Below are 24,606 nucleotides of genomic sequence, written 5' to 3'. Positions count from 1 at the left end.
GACCCTTACGACTCGGTGCGATACATCAGATCCGTCTCATATGTCGCGAACCCCAGCCGCTCGTACACCGCCACCGCCGCCGTGTTGTCCGCGTCGACATAGAGCATCGCCGTCGGCAGCCCGTTCGCCGCGAGGTGGCGCAGCCCGATCGTGGTGAGCGCCTTGCCGAGGCCGCCGCCCTGGGCGCCCGGCCGGACCCCGAGTACGTACACCTCGCCGAGCTGTTCCTCCGCGTGCGTCTTCGTCCAGTGGAAGCCGACAAGCTCACGGCCCCCCTCGCCGCCCTCGCCGCCCCCGACGCGCTCGGCGAGGAAGAAGCCCGCCGGGTCGAACCACGGCTCGGCCATCCGGTCGTCCAGATCGCGTTGCGTCAGCGAGCCCTGTTCCGGATGGTGCGCGAAAGCCAGCGCGTTCACCTCCAGCCAGGCCGCGTCGTCCTGCCCCGGCACGAAGGTGCGCACCGCGACCCCCTCGGGCAGTACCGGGTCCGGCAGCTCCAGGTCCGACAACGAGCGCCGCATCTGGCGCAGTTCACGGAACAGCGTCAGGCCCAGGACCTGGGCGAGGTGCCGGGCCGCCGAGTGCCCGCCGTGCGCCCACACCCGCACCCGCTTGCCGGACTCCGCGAGCAGCGCGGTGCCCAGCGCCCGGCCGTGCCCGCGCCCCCGGGATGCCGGGCGTACGACGAGTTCGGCGGCCGGTGCCTCGACCGGGTCGGTGTCCTCCAGCTGCGCGTACCCGACGAGTTCGTCGTCGACCATCAGCAGCAGATGCCGTACGCCCGCGCGGGGGCCGCCGCGCAGTTGCAGCCGGCCCTGCTCGGACACCGCCTGCTGACCGTCCTCACGGGCGGCGTCGGCGATCAGTGCCAGCACCTCGTCGGCGCGGTCCGGGCTCAGTTCGGTACGGGTCTCGATGCGGCGGAGAGGCGCGGGGGACACGGCGTCGCTGGTCATGGATACGAGAGTACGGCCGACCGTCGCGCCATCAGCGCGCAACCAGTCCGTAACCATTTCCCCCTGTTGCGCTACGCGCGTTGACCCTAGGCTGCGCTGCGCAGGACCCATGGAGCCTGTGTCACATCCACCATGCCGAAAAGCATCGCCGATCCACACAGGGGGGCACGTGTCAGCCACGTCCCAATCACGTAAGCACGGCAAGTCCAGACGCGCGTACCGCGTTCTCGTCGCCGGCGCCGGACTCGCCACCATCGGCGCTCTGGTCGCGGCACTGCCCGCCGTCGCCGGTCCCGAGAAGCACGACAACCACTCGTCGCACGGCAACCACTCGTCGCACGGCAAGGGTTCGACCGTCGACGTGCAGCTGCTGTCGTTCAACGACTTCCACGGCAACCTGGAGGCCCCGACCGGTTCGTCCGGCGAGGTCACCGAGAACCTGCCCGACGGCACCACGCAGAAGGTCAAGGCCGGCGGTGTCGAGTACCTCGCCAGCTCGCTGCGCACCGCCCGCAAGGGCCACCCGTACAGCGTGACCGCCGCGGCCGGTGACCTCATCGGCGCGAGCCCGCTGCTGTCCGGGCTGTTCCACGACGAGCCGACCGTCGAGGCGATGAACAAGCTCGACCTCGACGTCACCGGCGTCGGCAACCACGAGTTCGACGAGGGCGCCGTAGAGCTGGCCCGTATCCAGAACGGTGGCTGCCACCCGAAGGACGGCTGTTACGAGAAGGGGCGCAAGTTCAAGGGCGCCGACTACCCGTACCTGGCCGCGAACGTCACCAACGAGAAGACCGGCAAGCCCGTCCTCGCGCCCTACTGGGTGTGGAAGGAGAAGGGCGTCAAGATCGGCTTCATCGGTGTGACCCTGGAGGGCACCCCGAACATCGTCTCGGCCGAGGGCGTCAAGGGCCTGAAGTTCCACGACGAGATCGAGACCGTCAACAAGTACGCGGACATCCTGCAGAAGCAGGGCGTGAAGTCGATCGTCGCGCTCATCCACGAGGGCGGCGTCCCGGCCTCCGCCTCGTACAACTACGACTGCGACTCGCCGTCCGGCGGCTCCGGTATCTCCGGCCCGATCGTGGACATCGCCAAGGGCATATCGCCCAAGGTCGACGCGCTGGTCACCGGTCACACGCACAACGCGTACGCGTGCACCATCCCGGACCCGGCGGGCAACCCGCGCATGGTCACCTCGGCCTCCTCCTTCGGCCGGCTCTACACGGACACCACGCTCACGTACGACCGTCGCACCAACGACATCGTGCGCACCAGCGTGAAGTCCGCGAACCACGTCGTGAACCGTACGCAGACCCCTGCGAAGGACATGACGGACCTGATCACGCAGTGGAACAAGCTCGCCGCGCCGATCGCGAACTGGCCCGTGGGCTACATCTCCGCCGACATCAACCGGACGGGCACCACGCCCGAGTCGCCGCTCGGTGACCTGATCGCCGACGCGCAGCTCGCGCACGCCAAGGCGCTGGACCCGAAGGCCGTCGTCGCGCTGATGAACCCGGGCGGTATCCGGGCCGACCTCGTGTACGCGGCGAGCGGGGCCGAGGGCAACGGGGTCGTGACCTACGGCGAGGGCTTCACCGTGCAGCCCTTCAGCAACACGGTCAACCTCATCGACCTGACCGGCGCGCAGCTCGTGACGGCGCTCCAGCAGCAGGTCAGCGGCGCCAACGCGGCCTCGATCAAGATCCTCCAGATCTCCGGCGGTCTGACGTACACGCTCGACCTGACGAAGGCCGGCGCGGACCGCGTCGTCGTGGACTCCATCAAGCTGAACGGTGCCGCGCTCGACCCGGCGGCCACCTACCGTGTCGCGACGAACAACTTCCTCGCGGGCGGCGGCGACGGCTTCGCCGAGCTGGGCAAGGGCAAGAACACGCTGGTCGGCGGCGACGACCTGAAGGCGTTCACCGACTACCTGACGGCCAACTCCTCGGCGGCGGCCCCGATCGCGCCCCCGAAGGCCGACCGGATCACCGTGGTGAAGTGACCCGTACCGCGTAACCCCCCTGGAAGCCGGGGCGTGCCGACTTGTGTCGCGCACGCCCCGGTTTTCGTGTGCACCCCGGTTTTCGCGTTCGCCGGTCCTGGTGTGACGGGAAGGGGACGACTCGGCCAACTCCCTTACCTCATCTGTCACTTGGTCCAGTCCTGTGGTTCTCTGCTGCCATGACCCCCACACTCGATCGACGAGGCTTTCTGAGGCGGGCGGGCGCGGTCTCGGCCGCCGGGCTGCTCGCGTACGCGGGAAGTGCGGCGCCCGCATCGGCCCGCACCCTGGGCGTCCAGGACTGGATGGGCGGGTTCGGCGACGCCACCGCGCTCCAGCGGCTGTCCATACCCGGTACGCACGACTCCGGCGCGCGCTTCGGCAACGCCTGGGTGAAGTGCCAGAACATCACCATTCCCGAGCAGTTGAACGCCGGAATCCGATTCCTGGACATCCGGTGCCGGCTCTTCGAGAACGCCTTCACGATCCACCACGAGGCGTTCTACCAGAACCTCAATTTCGACGACGTCCTCGTCGCCTGCCGTGATTTCCTCTCCTCGCGGCCGTCCGAGACCGTGCTGATGCGGGTGAAGCAGGAGTACTCGACGGAGAGCGACGCGGAGTTCCGGCGCGTGTTCGACAGTTACCTGAACAGGGGGTGGCGTTCCCTTTTCCACATCGCCGACGCATTGCCCTCGCTCGGGCAGGCGCGGGGCAAGGTCGTCCTCATCGCCAACAACGGCGGGCTGCCCGGTCCCCAGTGGGGCAATACCGGGATCTACGACATCCAGGACGACTGGAACGCGGCGCCCGGCAGCAAGTACCCGCTGATCGAGGCCCATTTCCGCAAGGCGGCCCAGCAGCCAGGAAAGCAGTTCATCAATTTCGTGAGCACAGCGGCACTGCTTCCCCCGTCCTACAACGCGGGCCAACTCAACCCAAGGGTGAAGACGTTCCTCACGGGGTCGGGAAGCGCGGGTTGGACCGGTCTGGGCATTGTCCCGATGGATTTCCCGGAGGCTACCGGGGGATTGATTGAGGCGGTATTGGCGCATAATCCGTAGCGCTGATCGCCCGTCGAGGATTCCGCCGGACGCACGCCGTCGTGGCGCATGACCGCTGCGGCGGGAAGAAATCCGGCCTCCGGCCGGGAGCCGTGTTCGCTCCGCCTGGAAGGTGGGTATTTCTTCCCGCCGCCACGGCGGTTTGCCACGGCGGTGAGGGTTCGGCGGAATCTGTGACGGGGATCAGGGGGTTCCGGGTCCCGCCGGAGGCGGCGTCGGGGCTCCCGGCAAGTGGATGGCGGCCACCGTGCCGCCGCCCTTGGCCCGGTGAAGTGCCACGCGGCCCCCCGCCCCCTGAACCGTCCGGGCCACGATCGAAAGGCCCAGGCCCGACCCCGGCATCCCGCGCGCGGACGGTGAGCGCCAGAAGCGGTCGAAGACGTGCGGCAGCTCCTCGTCCGGGATGCCGGGGCCGTGGTCCCGTACCGTCAGCGCGCCCTCCTTCAAGGCCACCTCGACCGTGCCCCCGGGCGGACTGAACTTCACCGCGTTGTCCAGGATGTTGACGATCGCCCGCTCAAGCGCCGCGGGCTCCCCGCGCACGTACCACGGCTGAAGATCCGCGGTGATCGTCACCTCGGGCCCCCGCAGCCGCGCCCGCCGCAGCGCCACCTCGGCGATGTCGTGCAGCGCGATCACCTGCACCCGCCCCAGGTGCTGCCCGTCGTCGTCGGGGCGCGACAGCTCCTGGAGGTCACCGATCAGTGCGGCCAGCTCCGTCATCTGCGCCGTCACGGAGGCGAGCAGATCCCGCCGGTCGTCCGGCGGCAGCGCCCGCCCGGTCTCCTCACTGCGCGCCAGCAGTTCGATGTTGGTACGGAGCGAGGTCAGCGGCGTACGCAACTCGTGCCCGGCATCCGCGATGAGCTGCTGCTGAAGGTCCCGCGACGAGGCGAGCGCCGCGGTCATCGCGTTGAACGACCGCGACAGCCGCGCGATCTCGTCGTCGCCCTCGACCGGAATCCGTACGGTCAGATCCTCCGTGCGCGCCACATGCTCGACGGCACCGGTGAGCTGGTCCACCGGCCGCAGCCCGGTCCTGGCCACCCACGCCCCGGCCGCCCCGGCCCCGAGCACCCCGATCCCGGCGACCAGGAAGAGCACCAGGGAGAGATCGCTGAGGGTGGCCGTGACCTCGGTCAGGGGCCGCGCGGTGGAGACCGCGCCGGGCCAGCGCGGGACGGTGTAGGTGAGGACCCGGTACTCCTTGCCGTCCGAGCCCCGGGCGTTGTGGAAGGACTGCGACACCTCGCCGTCCAGGACCTCCTTGTCGGCGGAGGTGACCGCGACCGAGTGCGCGCCGATGATGACGCAACTGGCCCCGTTCGGAGCGATGAGCTGGACGGTCGCCCCATACAGGGTCGTGTTCTCGGCGGGCAGCGCCCGGTTGCAGGTGCCGCCACCGACGAAGGTCGCGACCGACTCGCTGTTGAGTCGGTTGTTGCTGAGCGCGGTGTCCAGGGAGTTCACGAGGGCGGTGCGCACCACGAACCACGACACCACGGCCACCGCGGCGACCGCCACCGCGACCGCCGCCGCCACCAGGATCGCGAGCCGCGACCGCAGCGGCAGCGCACGGGCCCACCGCAGCGCACGGTTCATTCGGCGCCGCCCGCCCGCAGCACGTAGCCCACACCTCGCACGGTGTGTACGAGGCGCGGCTCGCCGCCCGCCTCGGTCTTACGGCGCAGATACATCACGTACACGTCCAGGGAGTTGGAGCTGGGTTCGAAGTCGAATCCCCAGACGGCTTTCAGGATCTGCTCCCGGGTGAGGACCTGGCGCGGATGCGCGAGGAACATCTCCAGGAGCGTGAACTCGGTACGGGTCAGCTCGACGGTACGGCCGCCCCGCGTGACCTCCCGCGTCGCGAGGTCCATCCGCAGATCGGCGAAGGACAGGACATCGCCCTCCTCGGCCTGCCCGGTCGACGTCGCGTACGAACTGCGCCGCAGCAGCGCCCTGATCCGGGCGAACAACTCGTCCAGCTCGAACGGCTTGACCAGGTAGTCGTCGGCCCCCGCGTCGAGCCCGGTGACCCGGTCGCCGACCGTGTCGCGCGCGGTGAGCATGAGGATCGGCACGGTACTGCCGGACGACCGGATCCGGCGGGCGGCGGTCAGGCCGTCCATCCGGGGCATCTGGATGTCGAGGACGACCAGGTCGGGCCGGTACGCGGCGGCCTTCTCCAGCGCGTCCGCGCCGTCCACGGCGACCTGGGTGCCGTAGCCCTCGAAGGCGAGGCTGCGGTGCAGCGCATCGCGGACGGCGGGCTCGTCGTCGACGATCAGGATGCGCAGGGGTTCGCGGTCGCCATCGGCGGGGCTCATCGGCGCTCTTTCCACAAGGTCCGGTCCGGCAGGGGTCGTCGGTATCAGCCTCGCACGGTCCGGCGGCGGTCGCGGGCCGCGTCGCGACGGGCCTTCTTACGGGCGGTTTGGTCGCGGGTGGCTTGGTTACGAGCGGTTTGGTTACGTGCGGCCTGCTTGCGTGCCGTGGGCGCGCTGACCTCGGCGGCGCGGGCGGCGGGGCCGTGCAGCGTGCGGGCGATGCCGAGCGCGAGGGCGGTCCCCGCCGGGTCGGCGGGGGACGTGTCGCCCCCGCCGTGCCGCACCGTGATGACCTTGATCATGCGCTTCTCCCAGTTCGTGTCGCAGGCTGGTTCGTATCGGCGGCTGGTTCGTATCGCCTGCTAGTTCGTGGCGCCGGCCCGCAGCGTGGCCAGGTCACTCTTGACCGTGTTGATCGGGATGGCGAAGCCGAGGCCCACGCTGCCCGCGTCGGACGAGCCGCCGCCGGAGCCCGAACTCGCCGAGTACATCGCCGAGTTGATGCCGATGATGTTGCCGTTCATGTCGATGAGGGCACCGCCGGAGTTGCCCGGGTTCAGGGACGCGTCGGTCTGGATCGCCTTGTACGTCGTCGTGTCCGACCCGGTGTCGCCGTTGAACTGCCGCCCGCCGTACTCGAACGGCCAGCCGCCGCCCGGCTGCTGTTGCTGCTGCCCCTCACCCGTGGCGACCGTGACATCGCGGTCGAGCGCCGACACGATGCCGCTGGTCACGGTGCCGGTCAGCCCCTCGGGGGAGCCGATCGCGACGACTTCCTGGCCGACCGCGATGTTGTCCGAGTTGCCGAGCGACGCGGGCTTGAGCCCCGAGGCACCGCTGACCTTGATCAGCGCGAGGTCCTTCTTGCTGTCGGTGCCGACGACCTTCGCGCTGTACTTCTTGCCGTCGCTCATGACCACGGTGACCGAGGAGGCGCCGGAGATCACATGGTTGTTCGTGATGATCTCGCCGCCGGAGGTGATGACCACTCCGGACCCGGTGGACTGCCCGGCGTTCGAGGTGGCGTTGATCTCGACGATGCTGGGGCTCACGGCGGCGGCGACCCCGGCGACCGTGCCCTTGCTGCTCGCGGCGACCTGCGTCCCGTTGACCGTGGCGCCGCTCGTGTTCTGCTCGCCGGTGAGCTGCTGGAACGCGTAGGCCGTACCGCCACCGACCGCGGCGGCGGCGATGGCGACAGCGGCGAGCAGCGCGAGAGGCCCCTTGGCCCGGCGCCGCGACGCGACGGCGGGGGCGCCGACGGGGGCGGGCGGGGCGTACGCAGGCGGGGGCGGCGGAGGCGGGTAGGAGTGCTGCGACTGCTGTGAGTGCTGGAACCCGGCGTTCTCGGGGTACGCGGGCTGCTGGTGGTCACCCTCGGGGTACTCGCCGCTACGGCGGAAGCTCTCGGTCATGTCTCAGAGCGTGTCCCGCTCACATGAGAGCCGTCTGAGACCCGAATAAGAAGCCCGACAGAACCCTGTATGCCCCATATAAAGAGCCCCGGGAACTCAGAAGTTCAGGGGCATCCGCAGGACTGCCGGATGACCAGCTCCGAAGGGAACAGCTTCAACCGCTCCCGCCGCGACCCGGCGACCCGCAGCCCGTCGTCCAGGACGAGATCCACCGCGGCCCGCGCCATCGCGGGCCGGTCCGACGTCACCGTCGTCAGCGGCGGATCGGTCAGCCCGGCCTCCTTGACGTCGTCGAACCCGGCGACGGCCAGGCCCCCCGGCACATCGATCCGCAGCTCCCGCGCCGCGCGCAGCACCCCGATCGCCTGGTCGTCCGTGGCGCACACGATCGCCGGCGGCCGGTCGGGCCCGGACAGCAGCCCGAGGGCGACCTGATAGGCGTCGTACCGGTTGTAGGGCGCCTGGAAGAGCCGCCCCTCGGTCGACCGCCCGGCGTCCCGCATGGCCTGCCGCCATCCGTCGACGTGGTCGGTGACGGGGTCGCCGACGGCGGGCGTCTTCTCCGTACCGCCGAGACAGGCGACGTACGGATGCCCGTGGTCCAGGAGGTGGCGGGTGACGCGCTCGGCGCCGCCCACGTCGTCGATGACGACGGCGACGTCCTCGATGGCCTCGGGCCGCCGGTGCAGCAGCACCACGCGCGCGTCCCACGCGTCGATCTCGGCGGCGGCCGTCTCACTGGGGCCCTGGCTGACCAGGATCAGCCCGGAGACCCGCATCCCGAGGAACGCCCGCAGATAGTGCACCTCGCGCTCGTCGAGGTAGTCGGAGTTGCCGACGAGGACCATTTTCCCGCGCTCGGCGGCGGCCTGTTCGACGGCGTGGGTCATCTCGGCGAAGAACGGCTGCCGGGCGTCCGGCACGATCATGCCTATGAGATCCGTGCGCCGCGAAGCCATCGCCTGCGCCACCCGGTCCGGCCGGTACCCCAGCTCCTTGATCGCGGCGAGCACCCGCTCGCGCGTGGCCGGGGCGACCGGCCGGGGTCCGTTGTTGATCACGTAGCTCACGACCGCGGTCGAAGTCCCCGCCAGTCGCGCCACATCGTCCCGCGTCACCTTGGCCACGCGCGAAGTCTACGCGGATCAACCCGCCAGTTTGCAGGCCGTACGGGCATTCATTTGCACGGGGGCCCTACCCCTGAACGGGTTCCTCCGCCGCAACCGTGGAAACGGGCGCCTCCGCCTTCGCGGCCGGTGCGGGTGCGGACTCCTCGGCCGCCGCCACCGAACCCCCACGACCTTCGCGACCGTCACGACCTTCGCGACCGTCACGGTTCTCGCGCCCCGGCTTCTCGGGCGTCACGAAGCGGTAGCCCACATTCCGTACGGTGCCGATCAGGGACTCGTGCTCCGGGCCCAGCTTGGCCCGCAGCCGCCGTACATGGACGTCGACCGTCCGCGTACCGCCGAAGTAGTCGTAGCCCCAGACCTCCTGGAGGAGCTGGGCGCGCGTGAAGACGCGGCCGGGGTGCTGCGCCAGGTACTTGATCAGCTCGAACTCCTTGAAGGTCAGGTCCAGGACCCGCCCCTTCAGCTTCGCGCTGTACGTCGCCTCGTCCACCGACAGATCCCCGTTGCGGATCTCCATCGGGGAGTCGTCGTTGACGATCTGCTGCCGGCCCATCGCCAGCCGCAGCCGCGCCTCGACCTCGGCGGGCCCCGCCGTGTCGAGCAGCACGTCGTCGATGCCCCAGTCGGCGGTGACGGCCGCGAGACCGCCCTCGGTGACGACCAGGATCAGGGGGCAGCCGGGCCCGGTGGACCGGAGCAGCTGACACAGGCTGCGCACCTGCGGCAGATCACGCCGTCCGTCGACCAGGATCACATCGGCGCCGGGGGTGTCGACGAGGGCGGGGCCTTCCGCCGGGGCCACTCGTACGTTGTGCAGCAGCAGGCCGAGCGCGGGAAGCACCTCCGTCGACGGCTGGAGGGCATTGGTCAGGAGCAGCAGAGAACTCATCGCGCCCCACCTGCCCGGGTCGTTTTGCCTGCGTACACGGATCGCTCGCCCATAACGTCGGTTCCTCCTCGGTCCCTGCGAGGACGTTGCGGCACTCTTCGTACGAGCCGCCGGCCCGCTGTCGTATACAACGCGCCGGAAAGCACAAAAGGACCCGGGGGCTACGTTGCCCGAGTCCTCTTCGCAGCAGAATAGCTCACATGCGTCCAGGTCCGGCAGGTCAAACGTCACGCTCTTCCGGCCGACCACTCACGGAGCGCGGTCGGCGCACCCTTCTGCGTACGGGTGACGGGGTCCTCGTCGACGCCCACCACGACCCGGGCCCGGACACCCGAACGGGTGCCGGCGGACCCCTCGCGATCGTAGTGGCGCACGGTTTCACCGGTGATCTGGAGCGTCCGCACGTACGGCGGGCCGTGCGCGTCTTCGCGCAGCGTGCGGGCGTGATCACCTTCTCGTTCCGGGGGCACGGCGCCTCCGGCGGGCGGTCCACGGTCGGCGATCGTGAGGTCCTCGACCTGGCGGCGGCCGTCGACTGGGCCCGCCGCCTCGGGTACGAACGGGTGGTGACCGTCGGCTTCTCGATGGGCGGCTCGGTGGTCCTGCGGCACGCGGCTTCGGGCGGCACGGGGCGCGACCCGGGGCACGAGGGGCGCACGGGAGCGCGGCTGGACGCGGTGGTCGCGGTGAGCGCCCCGGCCCGCTGGTACTACCGGGGAACCGCGCCGATGCGGCGGCTGCACTGGATGGTCACGCGGCCGGCGGGACGCCTGGTGGGCCGCTACGGCTTCCGCACCCGTATCCACCACGAGGACTGGGACCCGGTCCCGCTCTCACCGGTCGAATCGGTCCCCCTGATCGCCCCGACCCCCCTCCTGATCGTCCACGGCGACCAGGACCCGTACTTCCCCCTGGACCACCCCCGCACCCTGGCAGCAGCGGGCAGGGGCGAGGCAGCCCTCTGGCTGGAACAGGGAATGGGCCACGCGGAACACGCGGCGAGCGATGAGTTGTTGGACCGGATCTCGGCCTGGTGCTCAGATCGATGTGTGCAGGCGGCATGATGGGCCCCGTCACAGGGAAGGGAGGGCGCCGGCATGGCAAGGGGCACGATCCGCTACTGGGCGGCAGCCAAAGCCGCCGCGGGCACCGCAGAAGAGCCCTACGAGGCCGAAACCCTGGCAGAGGCCCTGGACACCGCCCGCACACACCACCCCGGCGAACTGACCACCGTCCTGCGCAGATGCTCATTCCTGGTGGACGGAGCCCCCGTCGGCACCCGAGGACATGAGACGGTACGCCTGGCCGAGGGCGGCACGGTCGAGGTGCTCCCGCCGTTCGCAGGAGGGTGACCCCCAACACCATGAGCAACCAGCCGTACGGATACGACGGATACGACCCGTACCAACAGCAGCAGCACCCGCAGCAGGATTACGGGCAGCAGCAGTACGCCCAGCCCCAGCACCAGTACGCCCAGCAGTGGCAGCAACAACCCGTCACCACGGCGGACCCGGCCTACCTTCCACCCCAGCACCCGACCCCGGAACCGCCCGCCGACCCGGCCCCGGAGCGTCAGCTCACCCCCGCCGAGCGCGCCCGCGCCGCCGGCCTGCCCACGGTCATCGAACCGGGGCTCCAGCCCGCCGCCCTCACCGCCGTACTCGGCGCCCTGCTCGCCGGGGGCGCCGCGCTCGGCCAGTACGCCCTCCTCGTACCGCTCGTCCTGCTCCAGGCCGTGACCGCGGCCGGCTGGTTCCGGCTGAACGGCATGTGGCCCGCCCGGCAGGGCATCGCGCTGGCCTTCGCGGGCGGTCTCACCGCCGACGCCGTCCTGATCGGCGTGGGCCGGGAGAACGCGCCCGCCGCGATCCTCGGCACCCTCGGCGTCTGGGTGCTCCTCGTCCTGGTGCTCCAGCTCCGCAGCCACGCGGGCCCCGACGAGCGGATGCAGGGCCTGATGGCCACCGTCGCGGCGTCCGCCCTCGCGATCCTGGCCGCCGGTCATCTGGCCGCCGTACCGGACGCCGTCACCGTCGGGGGCCTCGCGGTCGCCGCCGCCGTGCTCGCGCGGGCGCTGCCCCTGCCGCTGATCGTCTCGGTGCTCGTGGGGCTGCTCGCCGCGACCGGTGCCGGTTACGCCGCCGGGCAGCTCACCGACCTGGGCACCGACGGCGCCCTGCTCGGCCTCGGCGCCGGGGTCTGCGCGCTGATCGGCCACCGCGCCGCCAGCTACGACCTGCCGTCCCGTTTCGTGCACATGACCGCCGGGGTCGCCCTGCCGCTGGCCGCCGCCGCCCCGGCCGTCTATCTGCTCGGCCGCGCACTCGGCTGACCGGTCGTCACTGCTGGTGGCCGGTCGTTCACAGCGCTCGTCACAGCTGTTCGACAAGGTCCGGCGGGCCCCCTGCGCGGGGGCCCGCCCGCGTTAGGCTCGCCGCACTGTCCGAGATCCGCGGGGGGAAAGACCGAGCATGCGCGCACTGCGAATACTTCTGATCGTCGTGGTCGTCCTGGGCGGCCTGTTCGTCGCGGTGGACCGTATCGCCGTCGGCTTCGCCGAGGACAAGGCGGCGGACAAGCTGCGGACCAGCGAGGGCCTGTCGAGCACGCCGGACGTGTCGATCAAGGGGTTCCCCTTCCTCACGCAGGTCGTGAGCGGGTCGCTGGACGACGTTCAGGTCGGGATCAAGGACTACGAGGCGTCGGCGTCGGGCGGCATCGGTGGCGCCAAGGGTCCGGACAAGATCCGTATCGACGAGCTGACCGCCGAGATGCGGGGCGTGGCGTTCTCCGGCGACTACAGCTCCGCGACCGCCGACAAGGCGTCCGGCACCGCGCGGATCTCGTACGCGGAACTCCTCAAGGCCGCCCAGGTCGAGACCGTGCAGGTGGCCCCCGGCGTGACCGCCAATGTCGTCGGGCTCTCCGACGGCGGTGACGGCAAGATCAAGGTCGAGGTCGAGGCGACCGTCCTCGGCAAGAAGATCCCCGAGCCGGTGTCGGTGCTCAGCACGGCCACGGTCGAGGGCGATGTCGTGAAGGTGCGCGCCGACGCGCTGCCCAAGTTCGGCGATGTGCCGGTCGCCGAGGACCGCATCCGGACGATCACGGACTTCCAGCAGATGATCAGCCGGCTGCCCGCCGGGATCGAGCTGGACAAGGTCGAGGCGGCGCCGGACGGCGTGAACGTCTCCGTGAAGGGTTCGGCCGTCAGGCTGGTCGGGTAGCTGGTCGGGTAGCTGGTCGCGCCGACCACCCCGTCCGCCGATCTGCGTGTCCGAGGGGCGAGACGGACCAGTCCGCTCAGCAGATGGGTGAACACCGGCGGAGCCCCGTCCGCCGTGCGGGGGCGGCCCCGACCCCACCGCCATCCCGCATTCCGGACGATCGTGTCTCAAGATATGACACCCCGGTGACATGGCCCCCTGCGCGTACCTACGATCGACGGCATGAGGCGACAGGCGGATCTCACGAAGCGGCGGGCAGTCGACCTGTGCCGCGTCGCCGCCATGCTCTGTCGCACCTTCTGAGCGGGACCTCCGACTCCCGTATTCCGCCGGCCTTCACCGGCCGTCCGCGATGCCCCGAAACCCGCGCCGACCAGCGCCGCCCCTCCCGGGCGCGCACGGCGCGCCGCGCACCGCCCCCTACGAAGCACCGCCCGCCGCACCTGCCCCGGAGGAGAAAGAGCATGAGCCGCAGCGACGTCCTGGTAGACGCCGACTGGGTCGAGGCCAACCTCGACAACCCGAAGGTCGTCGTCGTCGAGGTCGACGAGGACACGTCCGCGTACGACAAGAACCACATCAAGAACGCCGTCAAGATCGACTGGAAGCAGGACCTCCAGGACCCGGTCCGCCGGGACTTCATCGACCAGGCCGGCTTCGAGAAACTGCTCTCCGAGCGCGGTATCGCCAACGACGACACCGTCATCCTCTACGGCGGCAACAACAACTGGTTCGCGTCCTACGCCTATTGGTACTTCAAGCTCTACGGCCACGAGTCCGTGAAGCTGCTCGACGGCGGTCGCAAGAAGTGGGAGCTGGACTCCCGCGACCTGGTCGACGAGGTGCCGTCCCGCGCGGCCACCACGTACAAGGCGAAGGAGCAGGACACCTCGATCCGCGCCTTCCGCGACGACGTCATCGCCTCGATCGGTACGCAGAACCTGGTCGACGTCCGCTCGCCCGACGAGTTCTCCGGCAAGCTGCTCGCCCCGGCCCACCTGCCGCAGGAGCAGTCGCAGCGTCCGGGCCACGTCCCGTCGGCCCGCAACATCCCGTGGTCGAAGAACGCCAACGACGACGGCACCTTCAAGTCGGACGACGACCTCAAGGCGCTCTACGCCGACGAGCAGGTCGACCTCGCCAAGGACACCATCGCGTACTGCCGCATCGGTGAGCGCTCCGCCCTGACCTGGTTCGTGCTGCACGAGCTGCTCGGCGTGACCAACGTCAAGAACTACGACGGTTCGTGGACCGAGTACGGGTCCCTCGTCGGCGTGCCGATCGAACTCGGCGCGGCGAAGTAGCCCCCGGCCTTTCGGCCAAGCCAAGCAATTCGTCCTGGAGGACAAGACATATGTGTGGAGCGAAGGCCGGCGGCCCCGACGCCTCGACGATCAAGCCCGGTGAGACCACGATTCAGGGCCAGGTGACCCGCGACGGCGAGCCCGTCACCGGCTATGTGCGCCTGCTGGACTCGACCGGCGAGTTCACGGCCGAGGTTCCGACCTCGGCGACCGGGCAGTTCCGCTTCTACGCGGCCGAGGGCACGTGGACCCTGCGGGCGCTGGTGCCCGGCGGTACGGCGGACCGGACCGTGGTCGCGCAGACCGGCGGTCTCGCCGAGGTCGCCATCGCCGTGTGACGGCTTCTTGACGGCCGGAGGCCGCATCCCTGGGGGTTGGACGCCCATGCACCGGGATGCGGCCTTTCGGTCTTTTTTGGTTTTCGGCTTGCGGGCTTTTCGGGGTGGGGCGGCCGGGGTGGGTGCTTCGGCTTTCCGCCGTGGGCGGCTGGGCGCGCAGTTCCCCGCGCCCCTGGGGGCGACTCCGGACTGCTCAACGGCGCCTCAATGGCGCTTGTTCTTGCCGTCCAACTCGTCCCACCACTCGTCCGACTTCGGGTCGCCGGAGGGGTCGTCCCACCAGCGGTCGTCGGGGCCTCGGCGGTTCGCCATCATGGCGGCGACGGGCGGGATCACCATCGCGACGAGACACATGCCCACGGCGGCCGGAACCGACCAGATGCGGACCACGCCCCACGCGAGCACGAAGAGCGTGACGCATATGCCCATCATCACGAAGTACACACGGCGCCTGCGCCTGTACATGGTTTCAGGGTACGTCCGTCAGTAGACGAGCGCCTGGGTCCCGTCGGCCATCGCCTCCTGTACGAACACCTGCGCCCCGGCGATCCGTACGCCCTCGATCACGTCCTGTTCCGTGATGTCGCGACGGGCCGCGCACTGGGTGCACAGGGTGAGCCGGCCGCCCGCCATGATGCCTTCGATGAGGTCCGGCAGCGGCGCCGCGTGCGGCAGCTCGAACTCCGCCGCCCGCCCCGGCAGCGCGAACCACGACGACTCGCCGGTCAGCCAGAGCGACACCTCGACCCCGCTCGCCACCGCGACGGCCGCCACCGTGAACGCCTGTGAGCACCGTTCGGGCGCGTCCGCCCCTGCCGTCACCTTGATCACGAGCTTCTTCGCCATGGCCGAATCGTAATCAACGCCCGTACAACCAGGGCCGGTGGCTGTGGGTCTTCTGTGCGCGCGGCTGCGGAAGCTGCGCTTCTAGTCCCGTGGGGGGACCATTTTGGAATCGTTCAAACCGCCGGAACCATCCGATTCACGGCAATCGCCGGAACCATCGGAACCGCCGGAACCACCGGAGTCGTCGGAGTCGCCGGAATCCTCGGAGACCGGCTCCGGGCAGCCGGAGTCCGCCGAGGAGTCCAGCCCCGGCAAGAGACCCCGGCGCCGTGGACGTACGGCGCTGCTCATCGCCTGCGCCGCCGTTCTCGGCACCGTCGCGGGCACCTGCACCGGTTATCTGATCCAGGCCGACCGCGACCCGACCCCGCTTGCCTCGCTCTCGCAGCCGAAGGTCGAGCAGGCCAGGGGCCCGGCCCCTGAACCCCTCTCCGCCGCCCAGGACCGCCGCGTGAAGACGGACGGCGACCTGCGGAAACTGCTGCTGTCGAAGCCGAAGGGGGCGCGGTACGCGCCGGACCTGGAGGGGGCTGACAAGGACTGGATGTCGCTGCCCGGCTACGCAAACCTGCACGAGCGGCCCGGCAAGGCGTTCGAGGAACTGCTGGAGTCGGAGTTCCGGCGCGCGGCGGTCAAGTCGTGGAAGCAGGGCGCTGACCAGTACGTGGACATCCGCCTGGTCCAGTACCACCAGTTGGAGGATCTCCAGGCAGCGGTCGCCGCCGAAAGCGACCAGTACTGGGCCGAGGAGAAGGACGGAACCAGCAGCGAGACCATTCCGGGGACGGGCGCCGGAATGGTCTATGTGCACACCAGGCCGACCGCCGAGCCCGGCTACGTCCCGTTCTACACAGCCCAGGCGCACGCCTGGCGCGGGGACGTCGCCATGGAGATCTGGATCCACGACACCAAACCCATCTCCAAGGCGAAGATCATGGACCTGGCCAAGCGGCAGATGGAGCGGCTGTGAGCGAGCAACCGATGAGCGGGCAGCCGAGTGCCGAGCAGCCGGTCAGCGAACAGCCGATCACCGAGGAGCCGATCACCGAGGAGCCGACTGAGCCGCTGATGAGCGAGGAAGCGAGTGCCGAGCCGCCGAAGCCCCCGCGCTTCACCCGCCGCACCCTGATCACCCTCGCCGCGTCCGTCGCGGCCTTCGCGCTGATCGCCGGAGGCGTCGGCTTCACCGCCGTCACCGTCAAGAACGCCGACCGCGACCCGGGCAAGCCGACCTGGCGTTTCCCCGAGGACAAGGCCGATGACACCCGGAGCACGCGGGCCACGGGTCTCAAGGGCATGCTCCTGCCGTACGGAACACAGGGCTCCAGCCGTGGTCCGGACCTCGGTGCCTTCGGCTCCGACGAGGAACTGAACGGCCGCCGGGCGACCGAGATGCGCAAGGAGTCGGTTCAGGGCCTGCCGCGCAGCCAGCGCCAGGCGATGGAGCGGCTGATCGACAAGCAGCGCATCCAGGGCATGGTCATGCGCAGCTACACCAGCATCGACAAGACGTTCACGGTGTCGATGGTGCTGTCCCGCATGGAGAACCGGACGGCGGTGCGCAACGGCGTCGCCGGGCAGAAGGAGTTCTTCGAAGCCGTCGACATCTTCCGCAAGGGCCCGAAGATCGAAGGCCACAAGAACGCCCTGTGCTATCTCATGCCCAAGGGCAAGAAGTACGACCTCGACATGATGATATGCACCGCGTACGTCGGAGACGTGCTGGTCAGCGCCACCGCGCACGGTGGGCAGCCGTTGGACACCAAGGGTGTCGCCGAACTGCTCCGGGAGCAGCTCGACCGGATCGAGTCGCCCGGGGAGGCGGTATGACCGAGCAGCAGATCATCGCGCCGCCCCCGATGCCCGAGGCGGCACCCGTAGTACCCGCACCATCCGCACCTCTCAAGAAGGACCGGCGCGTCCTGCGTGCCGTTCTCCGGTGGACCGCCGCCGCGATCGTCTTCGCGGCGGTCGGCACCTCGGCCGCGTACGGGATCACGCGCATGGAGCGCACCGATGTGCCGGGGCTCGCGACCGAGTCCGACGGCAGGTGGGACTACCCCGAGATCGAGCGGCAGCCGCTGCCCAAGGGGAGCCCGGGGCCCTTCGACGGCGACAACCCGGCCGGCACCCACTTCGCCGACCTGCGCAAGCTGGTGCTGCCCGCGCCCGAGGGCGCCAAGCCGGATCCGGCGCTGCGCGGCGAGGACGGCTGGCTCGCGCGCAAGGCGTTCCTCGGCGTATACGAGGACTGGGGCGACCGCGAGGAGCTGGGGCAGCTGCTGACCGACTACGGTCTGCGGCACATCGCGGCGCGCGGCTGGACCGCCCAGGACGGCACCCGCACCCGCGTCTATCTACTCCAGTTCGACACGGCCGTCGTCACGGACGACGTCCGGAACGAACTGGCGGGTTTCGAAGCGCCGAAGTACGAGCTGCGGGGCGCGTCGGACGTCCGCTCCGACGACGGTCATCCGGCCGCCGCGAATCCGAACAACGTCCGCCGCTTCTCCTACACGGAGAACAAGCCCTACGGCAAGGAGCAAGTCCGCCAGGCGTATCTCACCGCCGGCGACACGCTCGCGCTGGTCGTGCAGTCCCGTGCTGGTTCCGCCGCCGCCGTGCCGTTCCACCAGACGGTCACCCTCCAGATGCAGTTGCTCGGCTGACCTCGACCTCACGGAGAGCGCCGGGCCCCGGCGCATTAAGCTGGGGCCCGGTCCGTACCGCTCATTCCGCTCACCGAGGAGCACCCGTGCTTGAGGCATTCTTCGAAGCCCTGCTGGCCCTGGTCTGCGTCGGCGTTCTCGCCTTCGCCGGGCTCGCCGTGAAGAAGCTGTACGAGGGCCAGCGCTGATCGCTCCGCGGGAGGACCGCGGGAAGACCGGGGCGGAAACCGCCGGGTCCGCCCACCGGACCTCCCCCCTCCCGCTCATCCTGCTTAGGAATCGCCGCACATGATCGAGATCCCGTCCGACCTGCACAAGGACCTCGTCCCCCTCGCCTTCCTCCTCGGGAACTGGGCGGGCGCGGGCGTCACCGACTTCCCCGGCGCCGAGAAGGCCAACTTCGGGCAGGAGGTCTCCTTCACCCACGACGGGCGGGACTTCCTGGAGTACCACTCGCACACCTGGACCCTCGACACCGACGGCAACAAGGTGCGGCCCCTGGAGTCCGAGTCCGGCTTCTGGCGTATCGACGCGGACCGCAAGGTCGAGGTCGTGATGGTCCGCGACGACGGCGTGGTCGAGGTCTGGTACGGCGACCTGGCCGACAAGAAGCCGCAGATCGACCTGGTCACGGACGCCGTGGCCCGCACCGCCGCGTCCGGCCCCTACACCGGCGGCAAGCGGCTGTACGGGTACGTCAAGAGCGACCTGATGTGGGTGGGCGAGAAGCAGACCCCGGAGGTCCCGCTGCGCCCGTACATGTCCGCCCACCTGAAGAAGGTCGTGACCCCGGAGGACGTGGCCAACTGGGCAAAGGACCTCGGCGACCTCCCGGACGACGGCATCGCCTTCTTCAAGTAGGCCGCACACCGGAAGCCCTAGACTTCCAGTGTGGTGAGCACCGACTGGAAGAGTGATCTGCGGCAGCGCGGTTACCGGCTGACACCGCAGCGTCAGCTTGTCCTCGAAGCCGTGGACACCCTGGAGCACGCGACCCCCGACGACATCCTCGGCGAAGTCCGCAGGACCGCGTCCGGGGTCAATATCTCCACCGTGTACCGGACCCTGGAACTCCTGGAGGAGCTGGGGCTGGTCAGCCACGCGCATCTCGGGCACGGCGCGCCGACGTACCACCTCGCGGACCGGCACCACCATCTGCACCTGGTGTGCCGGGACTGCACCGACGTCATCGAGGCCGATGTCGAGATCGCCGCCGACTTCAAGGCGAAGCTGCGCGAGACCTTCGGGTTCGAGACCGACATGAAGCACTTCGCGATCTTCGGGCGGTGCGCGGACTGCGCCCAGAAGGCGAAGAAGGCCACGCAGAAGCAGCAGAGCGGGAAATAAAAGGCGCCCGGCGGGGGTCCTACTCTAAGTGGATATGAAGAGTCCTCTGCTGTCGCTGCCCGGTGCCGTCTCCGCCGAGGGGGTGGACGAAGGTGTCGCCGCGCACTACGGCGACCTGTTCCGGGAACAGCGCGCCCTCGCGGACGGGACCGGCTTCGTCGACCTCTCGCACCGCGGTGTCATCACCGTCACCGGCGACGACCGGCTGGCCTGGCTGCACCTCCTGCTCACCCAGCACGTCAGCGACCTGCCCGTGGGCCAGGCCACCGAGGCGCTGATCCTCTCCGCGCACGGCCACATCGAACACGCCCTGTACCTGGTGGACGACGGTACGGCCGTATGGGCGCATGTCGAGCCCGGCAGCGAGGACGCCCTCGTCGCGTACCTGGAGTCGATGAAGTTCTTCTACCGGGTCGAAGTCGCCGTCCGCACTGCCGAGTTCGCGGTCGTGCAGCTGCCGGCCGGTTCCATCGCCGAGGTCCCCGAAAGCACCGTCGTCCGCGAGACCCCGTACGGGCGTGATCTGTTCCTGCCGCGTGGTGACCTGGAGACGTTCGCGGCCGGGTACGGGCCCGCGGCCGGGATCCTGGCGTACGAGGCGCTGCGGGTCGAGGCGCACCGGCCGCGGCTCGGCTTCGAGACCGACCACCGCACCATCCCGCACGAGCTGGGCTGGATCGGCTCCGCCGTCCACCTCCAGAAGGGGTGCTACCGAGGACAGGAGACCGTCGCCCGGGTGCAGAACCTCGGCAAGCCCCCGCGCCGCCTGGTCTTCCTGCACCTCGACGGCAGCGAGGTCCATCTGCCGCCGCACGGGACGCCCCTGTATCTCGCGGACGAGGGTCCGGACGGCCGCAAGCTCGGCTTCGTCACGACCTCCGTACGCCACCATGAGCTGGGGCCGATCGCGCTGGCGCTGGTGAAGCGGAACGTTCCGCCGGACGCCCCGCTGGTCGCCGACGCGACGGCCGCCGCGCAGGAGACGGTGGTCGAGCCGTAGTCCGGCGTACGGGTGCGCGGCGTCAGATGTCGAGCACCAGCGTGAACGGGCCGTCGTTCGTGAGGCCCACGCGCATCGCCGCGCCGAACCGGCCCGTGGCCACCGTCGCGCCCAGCGCCCGCAGCCGCGCCACCACCTCGTCGACCAGCGGCTCGGCGATGTCGCCGGGGGCCGCCGCGTTCCAGGTGGGGCGGCGGCCCTTGCGGGCGTCCCCGTAGAGGGTGAACTGGCTGATCACGAGCAGCGGTGCGTCGATGTCCGAGCAGGACTTCTCACCGTGCAGCATCCGTACGGACCAGAGCTTGCGGGCGAGCTGCGCCGCCTTCTCCTCGGTGTCGTCGTGGGTGACGCCGACCAGGACGCACAGCCCCTCACCGCTGATCTCGCCGACCGTCTCGGGCCCGCCGTCGCCCTCGACCACGACACTCGCCCCGTCGACTCTCTGTACCACCGCACGCATGGCGCCCATCATGCCGTGCGCGCCCCCACCCCCTCCCACAGGCCCTGTCGCCGCCCGCCGCGCGCCCATCCGGGTCTCCCGCAAGGCCCCGAACCCCCCATCCGGGGCCGATCGGGGGCACTCGGTCACATAGCGCCCACTGGGAGTGGCACCATGCTTCTCACGCGGCTTGCCGCGCCGGTCGAGGGGACGGTAGAGACGCATGAGCACACCGAGCACCGGGCAGCCGCCCGGACCCGTGTCACTGATTCGTACGAGCCCGGATGCGGGGCATGGGGGTCCTGGCCATGGGGGTCCGGGGCATGGGAGTACGGGGCATGGGAGTACGGGGGGTACGGGTTCCGGGGGAACGGGTTCCGTGGGGCGTCTGAGCACCCCGCGTCCGCCCACGCAGCGGACGGGCGGCAGTCCGCTCTTCGACGAGCTGCCGGTGCCGGAGCTGCCGGGGCTCCGGCTGCCCGAACTGCGGACCGTGCGCCGGGACGCCCAGCAGGACGAGGCCGACCTCAGCTATGTACGGCGGCTGCTGCAAGGCCGGATCGACATCCTCCGCGCCGAGCTGGCCCGGCGTACCGCGCCCCGGGCGCCCGTCGTGGACCGGCTGCCGGAGATCCTCACGGACCAGCCGGCGCGGACCCGCTCGTCGGCCCGGCATGTGACCTTGGGCACCCCGCACAACGAGCAGTACCGGATCCTCGCGGCCGAGATGCTCGCCGAGGTCGAGCTGTCGGACCTGGACGCCCGTACGGACGACGAGCTGCACGACGCGATGGGGCGGCTCGTACGGTACGAGCAGCAGGTCTCGCGCCGCCGCCAGCAGCTTCAGCGGACCACCGACGATTGCAGCGCGGAGATCGCCCGCAGGTACCGTGACGGCGAAGCCCAAGTAGACGACCTGCTCGCGTGACACGGCGGTTCCGGCGACCCCGGTGACCGTGGACGGGGTGCGGGTCCATGCCCGCCCCGGAAGGTCACCATGCCAGCTACTACCGGTACCCCGTCCGCCGACTCCCTCTCCACGGCTGTCGCCGCCGCCGCGCCCCCGGTCCTCGCCGAGGTCGTACGGTCCGGATTCGTCGAGGGGCAGCACCGGGGGAGCCTGGTGCTGCTGGACGCCGAGGGGCGGGTCGAGCTGGCGCTCGGCGATGTGGCGGCGCCGATATTTCCGCGCTCCTCCAACAAGCCGATGCAGGCGGCGGCCGTACTGCGCGCCGGGCTCGCGCTGAGCGGTGAACGGCTGGCGCTGGCGGCGGCCAGCCACTCAGGCGAAACGTTCCACCTGGCCCTGGTGCGGACGATGCTGGCCGAGCACGGGCTGACCGCAGGGCAGTTGCTGTGCCCCGCCGATCTGCCGCTCGACCCCGTGGAGGCGGAGGCCTATCTCGCGGCCGGTGCCGTACGCGACCGGACCACCATGAACTGCTCCGGCAAGCACACGGCGATGCTCGCGGCGTGCGTCCTCAACGACTGGCCCACCGCGTCCTACCTCGACCCGGACCATCCCCTCCAGAAGCTCGTCCTGACCGTCGTCGAAGAGGCGTCCGGCGAGCCGGTCACGGCCCTCGGGACCGACGGGTGCGGGGCGCCGCTGGCGGCCATCAGTCTCACGGGTCTCGCCCGCGCCTTCCGGCACTTCGTCACCGCCGCGCCCGGGTCGGCCGAGCGCAGGGTGGCGGACGCGATGCGCGTGCATCCGGAGTACGTCGCCGGCACGCGCCGCCACGACACCTGGCTCATGCGGGAGATCCCCGGCGCCCTCTCGAAGATGGGCGCCGAAGCCGTCCAGGCGGTCGCGCTCCCCGACGGCCGGGCCCTGGCCTTCAAAATCACCGACGGCGCCACCCGATCCCTGGGCCCGATCCTGTCCCGAGCCCTCCACCTTCTGGGAGTCGAGTCGGAGGTACTGGCACGGGTGGGGCGGGCGCCGTTGATGCGGACGCCTTTGATGGGGGGCGGGGTGGAGGTGGGGGAGGTGCGGGCGGTGTTCTAGGTGTTCTAAGGGGGACCTGGGGGAAATCCGGGCGACACCCTGTGGCCGGTTCACCTAGCGTGAGCTTCATGCGTCGTGACGACATATCCGTGCGCCCTGTGACCGAGGACGAGATCCCCGATTGGATCCGCGCCCTGAACACCGGCTTCCTCAGGGAACCGTCCGTTCCGGTGACCGAGGTCGAGCACCGTAAACCAATGCTCACCCGGTCCCGTACCGTCGGCGCCTTCGACGGTGCGCGATGTGTGGCGACCTTCCGGTCGTTCGCGCAGGAACTCACCGCGGTCGGCGGCGCCCTCGTGGGGGCCAACGCCATTTCCAACGTCACCGTCACCGCGACCCACCGCCGCCGCGGCCTCCTCTCGCGCATGATGGCCACCGACCTCGCGGCGGCCCGCGACCGCGGCGACGTCCTCGCCACCCTGATCGCCGCCGAGTACCCGATCTACGGCCGGTACGGATTCGGCCCCGCCACCACGGCCACCCAGTGGAGCGTCGACGTACCGCGCGCGGGTCTCGACCCCCGCTGGGCGGGCCCGGACGACGGCGCCCGTATCGACCTGGTGGACGCGGAGGACGTACGCAAGCACGGCCCCGACCTGTACGAGCGCTTCCGGCGCGCGCAGCCCGGCGCCGTGGACCGGGACGACCGCTGGTGGCAGACCACGACGGGCGCGCTGCGAGTGGTGGGCCCCGACCCCTGGACGGAGCCGTTCCACGCGCTCTACCGCTCGCCGAGCGGCGAGGTCGAGGGGCTGCTCACGTTCAAGCCCGACGATGTGTGGGGCGACGCGAAGCAGCCGCTGGACACGGCGAGCGTGCGCGGTCTCATCGCGCTCACGCCTGCCGCCGAGCGCGCCCTCTGGCTGTTCCTGGCCTCGATCGACTGGATCACCACCATCCGTACGGGCTACCGCGCCCCGGACGACTTGCTTCCGCATCTGCTGCCCGACCCGCGCGCCGCCCGGATCACCACCCAGGCGGACTGGCTGTGGATCAGGGTCCTGGATGTCGTACGGGCCATGGAGGCGCGGACGTACGCCGGTTCCGGGTCGCTGGTGATCGAGGTGAGCGCGCCGGACGGGCTGTCGGGCGGGCGCTTCCAGCTCGACGCCTCGCCGGACGGCGCCACGTGTGCGCCGAGCACCCGGTCCGCCGATCTGGTCGTCGGCTCCGGCGAGCTGGCGGAGCTGTGGCTCGGGGACGCGTCGGCCGTGCGGCTCGCGGCGCTGGGGCGGGTGGAGGAGGAGCGTGCGGGCGCCGCCGCCGTTGCCGACGCCCTGCTCCGTACGTCCAGGCGACCGTGGTGCCCGGACATGTTCTGACCGAAGCGGCATCTGTCCGTAGCGAACTTCAGAGCTGCTTCGTGTGGTGCGTGTGGTGCGTGTGGTGCGTGCGGTGCGTGTGCGGTGCGTGACCTCTCTTTCCTTCGTCGTACGGCGGTACGGCGGTACGGCCTGACCGGGCTTCCGGCTCCCCTCCGGAAGGAAGCCCGGGTTCGGCCCAACCTGGTTCAGCCTCAGCCATGTTCACCAAGTTGGTAACCAACTCCAGGGTTCTTATCTCCGCGATGGCACGTCTCATAACCACCTTTCGGGTAACTCCCCAAAGATGGCGAGAAGTTGTA

The 24,606-nt window shown here is 70.3% G+C and carries 28 protein-coding genes; 18 read left to right on the top strand and 10 right to left on the bottom strand.

All coding sequences use genetic code 11. The annotated features are described in order from the left end of the window. Positions 1-5: 5 nt before the first annotated feature. Positions 6-956, bottom strand: a complete 951-nt coding sequence (gene mshD, locus ACIQNU_RS33800; protein ID WP_401373667.1) for a mycothiol synthase — start codon at positions 954-956, stop codon at positions 6-8. Positions 957-1,125: 169 nt separating this feature from the next. Here mshD and ACIQNU_RS33795 point away from each other — a divergent pair, with 169 nt between their 5' ends. Both ACIQNU_RS33795 and ACIQNU_RS33790 read left to right on the top strand, forming a co-directional pair. Beyond that, a complete protein-coding gene (locus ACIQNU_RS33795) occupies positions 1,126-2,967 on the top strand; it encodes a bifunctional metallophosphatase/5'-nucleotidase (protein WP_401373665.1) in 1,842 nt (613 codons plus the stop codon). A 179-nt stretch (positions 2,968-3,146) separates the two neighbouring features. Then, complete coding sequence (locus ACIQNU_RS33790; protein ID WP_401373664.1) at positions 3,147-4,031, top strand: phosphatidylinositol-specific phospholipase C; 885 nt, start codon at positions 3,147-3,149, stop codon at positions 4,029-4,031. 183 nt (positions 4,032-4,214) lie between these two features. Here ACIQNU_RS33790 and ACIQNU_RS33785 read toward each other — a convergent pair whose 3' ends face one another. The 6 genes from ACIQNU_RS33785 to ACIQNU_RS33760 form a co-directional block, all read right to left on the bottom strand. Continuing rightward, positions 4,215-5,633, bottom strand: a complete 1,419-nt coding sequence (locus ACIQNU_RS33785) for an ATP-binding protein (protein ID WP_401373662.1) — start codon at positions 5,631-5,633, stop codon at positions 4,215-4,217. Further along, positions 5,630-6,361 carry a response regulator transcription factor gene (locus ACIQNU_RS33780; protein WP_401373661.1) on the bottom strand — a complete coding sequence of 244 codons (732 nt, stop codon included), beginning with the start codon at positions 6,359-6,361 and terminating at the stop codon, positions 5,630-5,632. The genes ACIQNU_RS33785 and ACIQNU_RS33780 overlap by 4 nt, the downstream gene beginning before the upstream one ends. Before the next feature lie 44 nt (positions 6,362-6,405). Next, positions 6,406-6,663, bottom strand: a complete 258-nt coding sequence (locus tag ACIQNU_RS33775; protein WP_401373659.1) for a hypothetical protein — start codon at positions 6,661-6,663, stop codon at positions 6,406-6,408. 60 nt (positions 6,664-6,723) lie between these two features. Continuing rightward, the gene (locus tag ACIQNU_RS33770) at positions 6,724-7,776 is read right to left on the bottom strand and encodes a S1C family serine protease (protein WP_401373657.1); all 1,053 of its coding nucleotides are present in this window, start codon (positions 7,774-7,776) and stop codon (positions 6,724-6,726) included. A gap of 104 nt (positions 7,777-7,880) precedes the next feature. Further along, positions 7,881-8,903, bottom strand: a complete 1,023-nt coding sequence (locus tag ACIQNU_RS33765; RefSeq protein ID WP_401373655.1) for a LacI family DNA-binding transcriptional regulator — start codon at positions 8,901-8,903, stop codon at positions 7,881-7,883. A 67-nt stretch (positions 8,904-8,970) separates the two neighbouring features. Next, positions 8,971-9,798, bottom strand: coding sequence for a response regulator transcription factor (locus ACIQNU_RS33760; RefSeq protein WP_401373653.1), 828 nt, complete (start codon positions 9,796-9,798; stop codon positions 8,971-8,973). Between the two features lie 200 nt (positions 9,799-9,998). On the opposite strand from ACIQNU_RS33760, the gene ACIQNU_RS33755 reads away from it, so the two are divergent. The 7 genes from ACIQNU_RS33755 (at position 9,999) to ACIQNU_RS33725 (ending at position 14,667) form a co-directional block, all read left to right on the top strand. After that, the gene (locus ACIQNU_RS33755) at positions 9,999-10,862 is read left to right on the top strand and encodes an alpha/beta hydrolase (protein ID WP_401373652.1); all 864 of its coding nucleotides are present in this window, start codon (positions 9,999-10,001) and stop codon (positions 10,860-10,862) included. Positions 10,863-10,895: 33 nt separating this feature from the next. After that, positions 10,896-11,150 (top strand): MoaD/ThiS family protein, encoded by a 255-nt coding sequence (locus tag ACIQNU_RS33750; RefSeq protein ID WP_401373651.1) that lies wholly within the window; start codon positions 10,896-10,898, stop codon positions 11,148-11,150. An 11-nt stretch (positions 11,151-11,161) separates the two neighbouring features. Beyond that, positions 11,162-12,130 (top strand): hypothetical protein, encoded by a 969-nt coding sequence (locus tag ACIQNU_RS33745; RefSeq protein ID WP_401373650.1) that lies wholly within the window; start codon positions 11,162-11,164, stop codon positions 12,128-12,130. Between the two features lie 139 nt (positions 12,131-12,269). After that, positions 12,270-13,025 (top strand): DUF2993 domain-containing protein, encoded by a 756-nt coding sequence (locus ACIQNU_RS33740; RefSeq protein ID WP_401373648.1) that lies wholly within the window; start codon positions 12,270-12,272, stop codon positions 13,023-13,025. Between the two features lie 222 nt (positions 13,026-13,247). Continuing rightward, on the top strand, positions 13,248-13,328 hold the full coding sequence (locus tag ACIQNU_RS33735; protein WP_353963671.1) for a putative leader peptide: 81 nt from the start codon (positions 13,248-13,250) through the stop codon (positions 13,326-13,328). A 161-nt stretch (positions 13,329-13,489) separates the two neighbouring features. Continuing rightward, positions 13,490-14,329, top strand: coding sequence for a sulfurtransferase (locus ACIQNU_RS33730; protein ID WP_401373646.1), 840 nt, complete (start codon positions 13,490-13,492; stop codon positions 14,327-14,329). Positions 14,330-14,379: 50 nt separating this feature from the next. Continuing rightward, a complete protein-coding gene (locus tag ACIQNU_RS33725) occupies positions 14,380-14,667 on the top strand; it encodes a DUF1416 domain-containing protein (protein WP_127832476.1) in 288 nt (95 codons plus the stop codon). Between the two features lie 204 nt (positions 14,668-14,871). Here ACIQNU_RS33725 and ACIQNU_RS33720 read toward each other — a convergent pair whose 3' ends face one another. Beyond that, on the bottom strand, positions 14,872-15,132 hold the full coding sequence (locus tag ACIQNU_RS33720) for a DUF3099 domain-containing protein (RefSeq protein ID WP_401373644.1): 261 nt from the start codon (positions 15,130-15,132) through the stop codon (positions 14,872-14,874). A gap of 18 nt (positions 15,133-15,150) precedes the next feature. Further along, positions 15,151-15,513, bottom strand: a complete 363-nt coding sequence (locus ACIQNU_RS33715) for a DsrE family protein (RefSeq protein WP_401373642.1) — start codon at positions 15,511-15,513, stop codon at positions 15,151-15,153. A 103-nt stretch (positions 15,514-15,616) separates the two neighbouring features. Here ACIQNU_RS33715 and ACIQNU_RS33710 point away from each other — a divergent pair, with 103 nt between their 5' ends. From ACIQNU_RS33710 to ACIQNU_RS33685, 6 genes are all read left to right on the top strand, one after another. Beyond that, positions 15,617-16,483 carry a hypothetical protein gene (locus ACIQNU_RS33710; RefSeq protein WP_401373640.1) on the top strand — a complete coding sequence of 289 codons (867 nt, stop codon included), beginning with the start codon at positions 15,617-15,619 and terminating at the stop codon, positions 16,481-16,483. Next, positions 16,480-17,343, top strand: a complete 864-nt coding sequence (locus ACIQNU_RS33705; RefSeq protein WP_401373639.1) for a hypothetical protein — start codon at positions 16,480-16,482, stop codon at positions 17,341-17,343. The genes ACIQNU_RS33710 and ACIQNU_RS33705 overlap by 4 nt, the downstream gene beginning before the upstream one ends. Then, positions 17,340-18,182 carry a hypothetical protein gene (locus tag ACIQNU_RS33700; RefSeq protein WP_401373637.1) on the top strand — a complete coding sequence of 281 codons (843 nt, stop codon included), beginning with the start codon at positions 17,340-17,342 and terminating at the stop codon, positions 18,180-18,182. Before ACIQNU_RS33705 ends, ACIQNU_RS33700 begins: the two co-directional genes overlap by 4 nt. A 288-nt stretch (positions 18,183-18,470) precedes the next feature. Continuing rightward, complete coding sequence (locus tag ACIQNU_RS33695) at positions 18,471-19,043, top strand: FABP family protein (protein WP_401373636.1); 573 nt, start codon at positions 18,471-18,473, stop codon at positions 19,041-19,043. Positions 19,044-19,073: 30 nt separating this feature from the next. Beyond that, positions 19,074-19,529, top strand: a complete 456-nt coding sequence (locus ACIQNU_RS33690) for a Fur family transcriptional regulator (RefSeq protein WP_401373635.1) — start codon at positions 19,074-19,076, stop codon at positions 19,527-19,529. Between the two features lie 34 nt (positions 19,530-19,563). Then, positions 19,564-20,529: a YgfZ/GcvT domain-containing protein gene (locus ACIQNU_RS33685; RefSeq protein WP_401373633.1), complete on the top strand. Its 966-nt coding sequence runs from the start codon at positions 19,564-19,566 to the stop codon at positions 20,527-20,529. Between the two features lie 22 nt (positions 20,530-20,551). Here ACIQNU_RS33685 and dtd read toward each other — a convergent pair whose 3' ends face one another. Then, on the bottom strand, positions 20,552-20,989 hold the full coding sequence (gene dtd, locus ACIQNU_RS33680; protein WP_401373632.1) for a D-aminoacyl-tRNA deacylase: 438 nt from the start codon (positions 20,987-20,989) through the stop codon (positions 20,552-20,554). A 367-nt stretch (positions 20,990-21,356) separates the two neighbouring features. On the opposite strand from dtd, the gene ACIQNU_RS33675 reads away from it, so the two are divergent. The 3 genes from ACIQNU_RS33675 (at position 21,357) to ACIQNU_RS33665 (ending at position 24,304) form a co-directional block, all read left to right on the top strand. Further along, positions 21,357-21,896, top strand: a complete 540-nt coding sequence (locus tag ACIQNU_RS33675) for an ABC transporter substrate-binding protein (RefSeq protein ID WP_401373711.1) — start codon at positions 21,357-21,359, stop codon at positions 21,894-21,896. A 69-nt stretch (positions 21,897-21,965) separates the two neighbouring features. Continuing rightward, the gene (locus tag ACIQNU_RS33670; RefSeq protein ID WP_401373630.1) at positions 21,966-22,979 is read left to right on the top strand and encodes an asparaginase; all 1,014 of its coding nucleotides are present in this window, start codon (positions 21,966-21,968) and stop codon (positions 22,977-22,979) included. 68 nt (positions 22,980-23,047) lie between these two features. Continuing rightward, on the top strand, positions 23,048-24,304 hold the full coding sequence (locus ACIQNU_RS33665) for a GNAT family N-acetyltransferase (RefSeq protein ID WP_401373629.1): 1,257 nt from the start codon (positions 23,048-23,050) through the stop codon (positions 24,302-24,304). Positions 24,305-24,606 lie beyond the last annotated feature (302 nt).

Origin of the sequence: Streptomyces sp. NPDC091292 (genome assembly GCF_044757265.1) — a bacterium.
In the GTDB taxonomy this organism is placed as follows: domain Bacteria; phylum Actinomycetota; class Actinomycetes; order Streptomycetales; family Streptomycetaceae; genus Streptomyces.
This window is presented reverse-complemented; position numbering and strand designations above follow the sequence as displayed.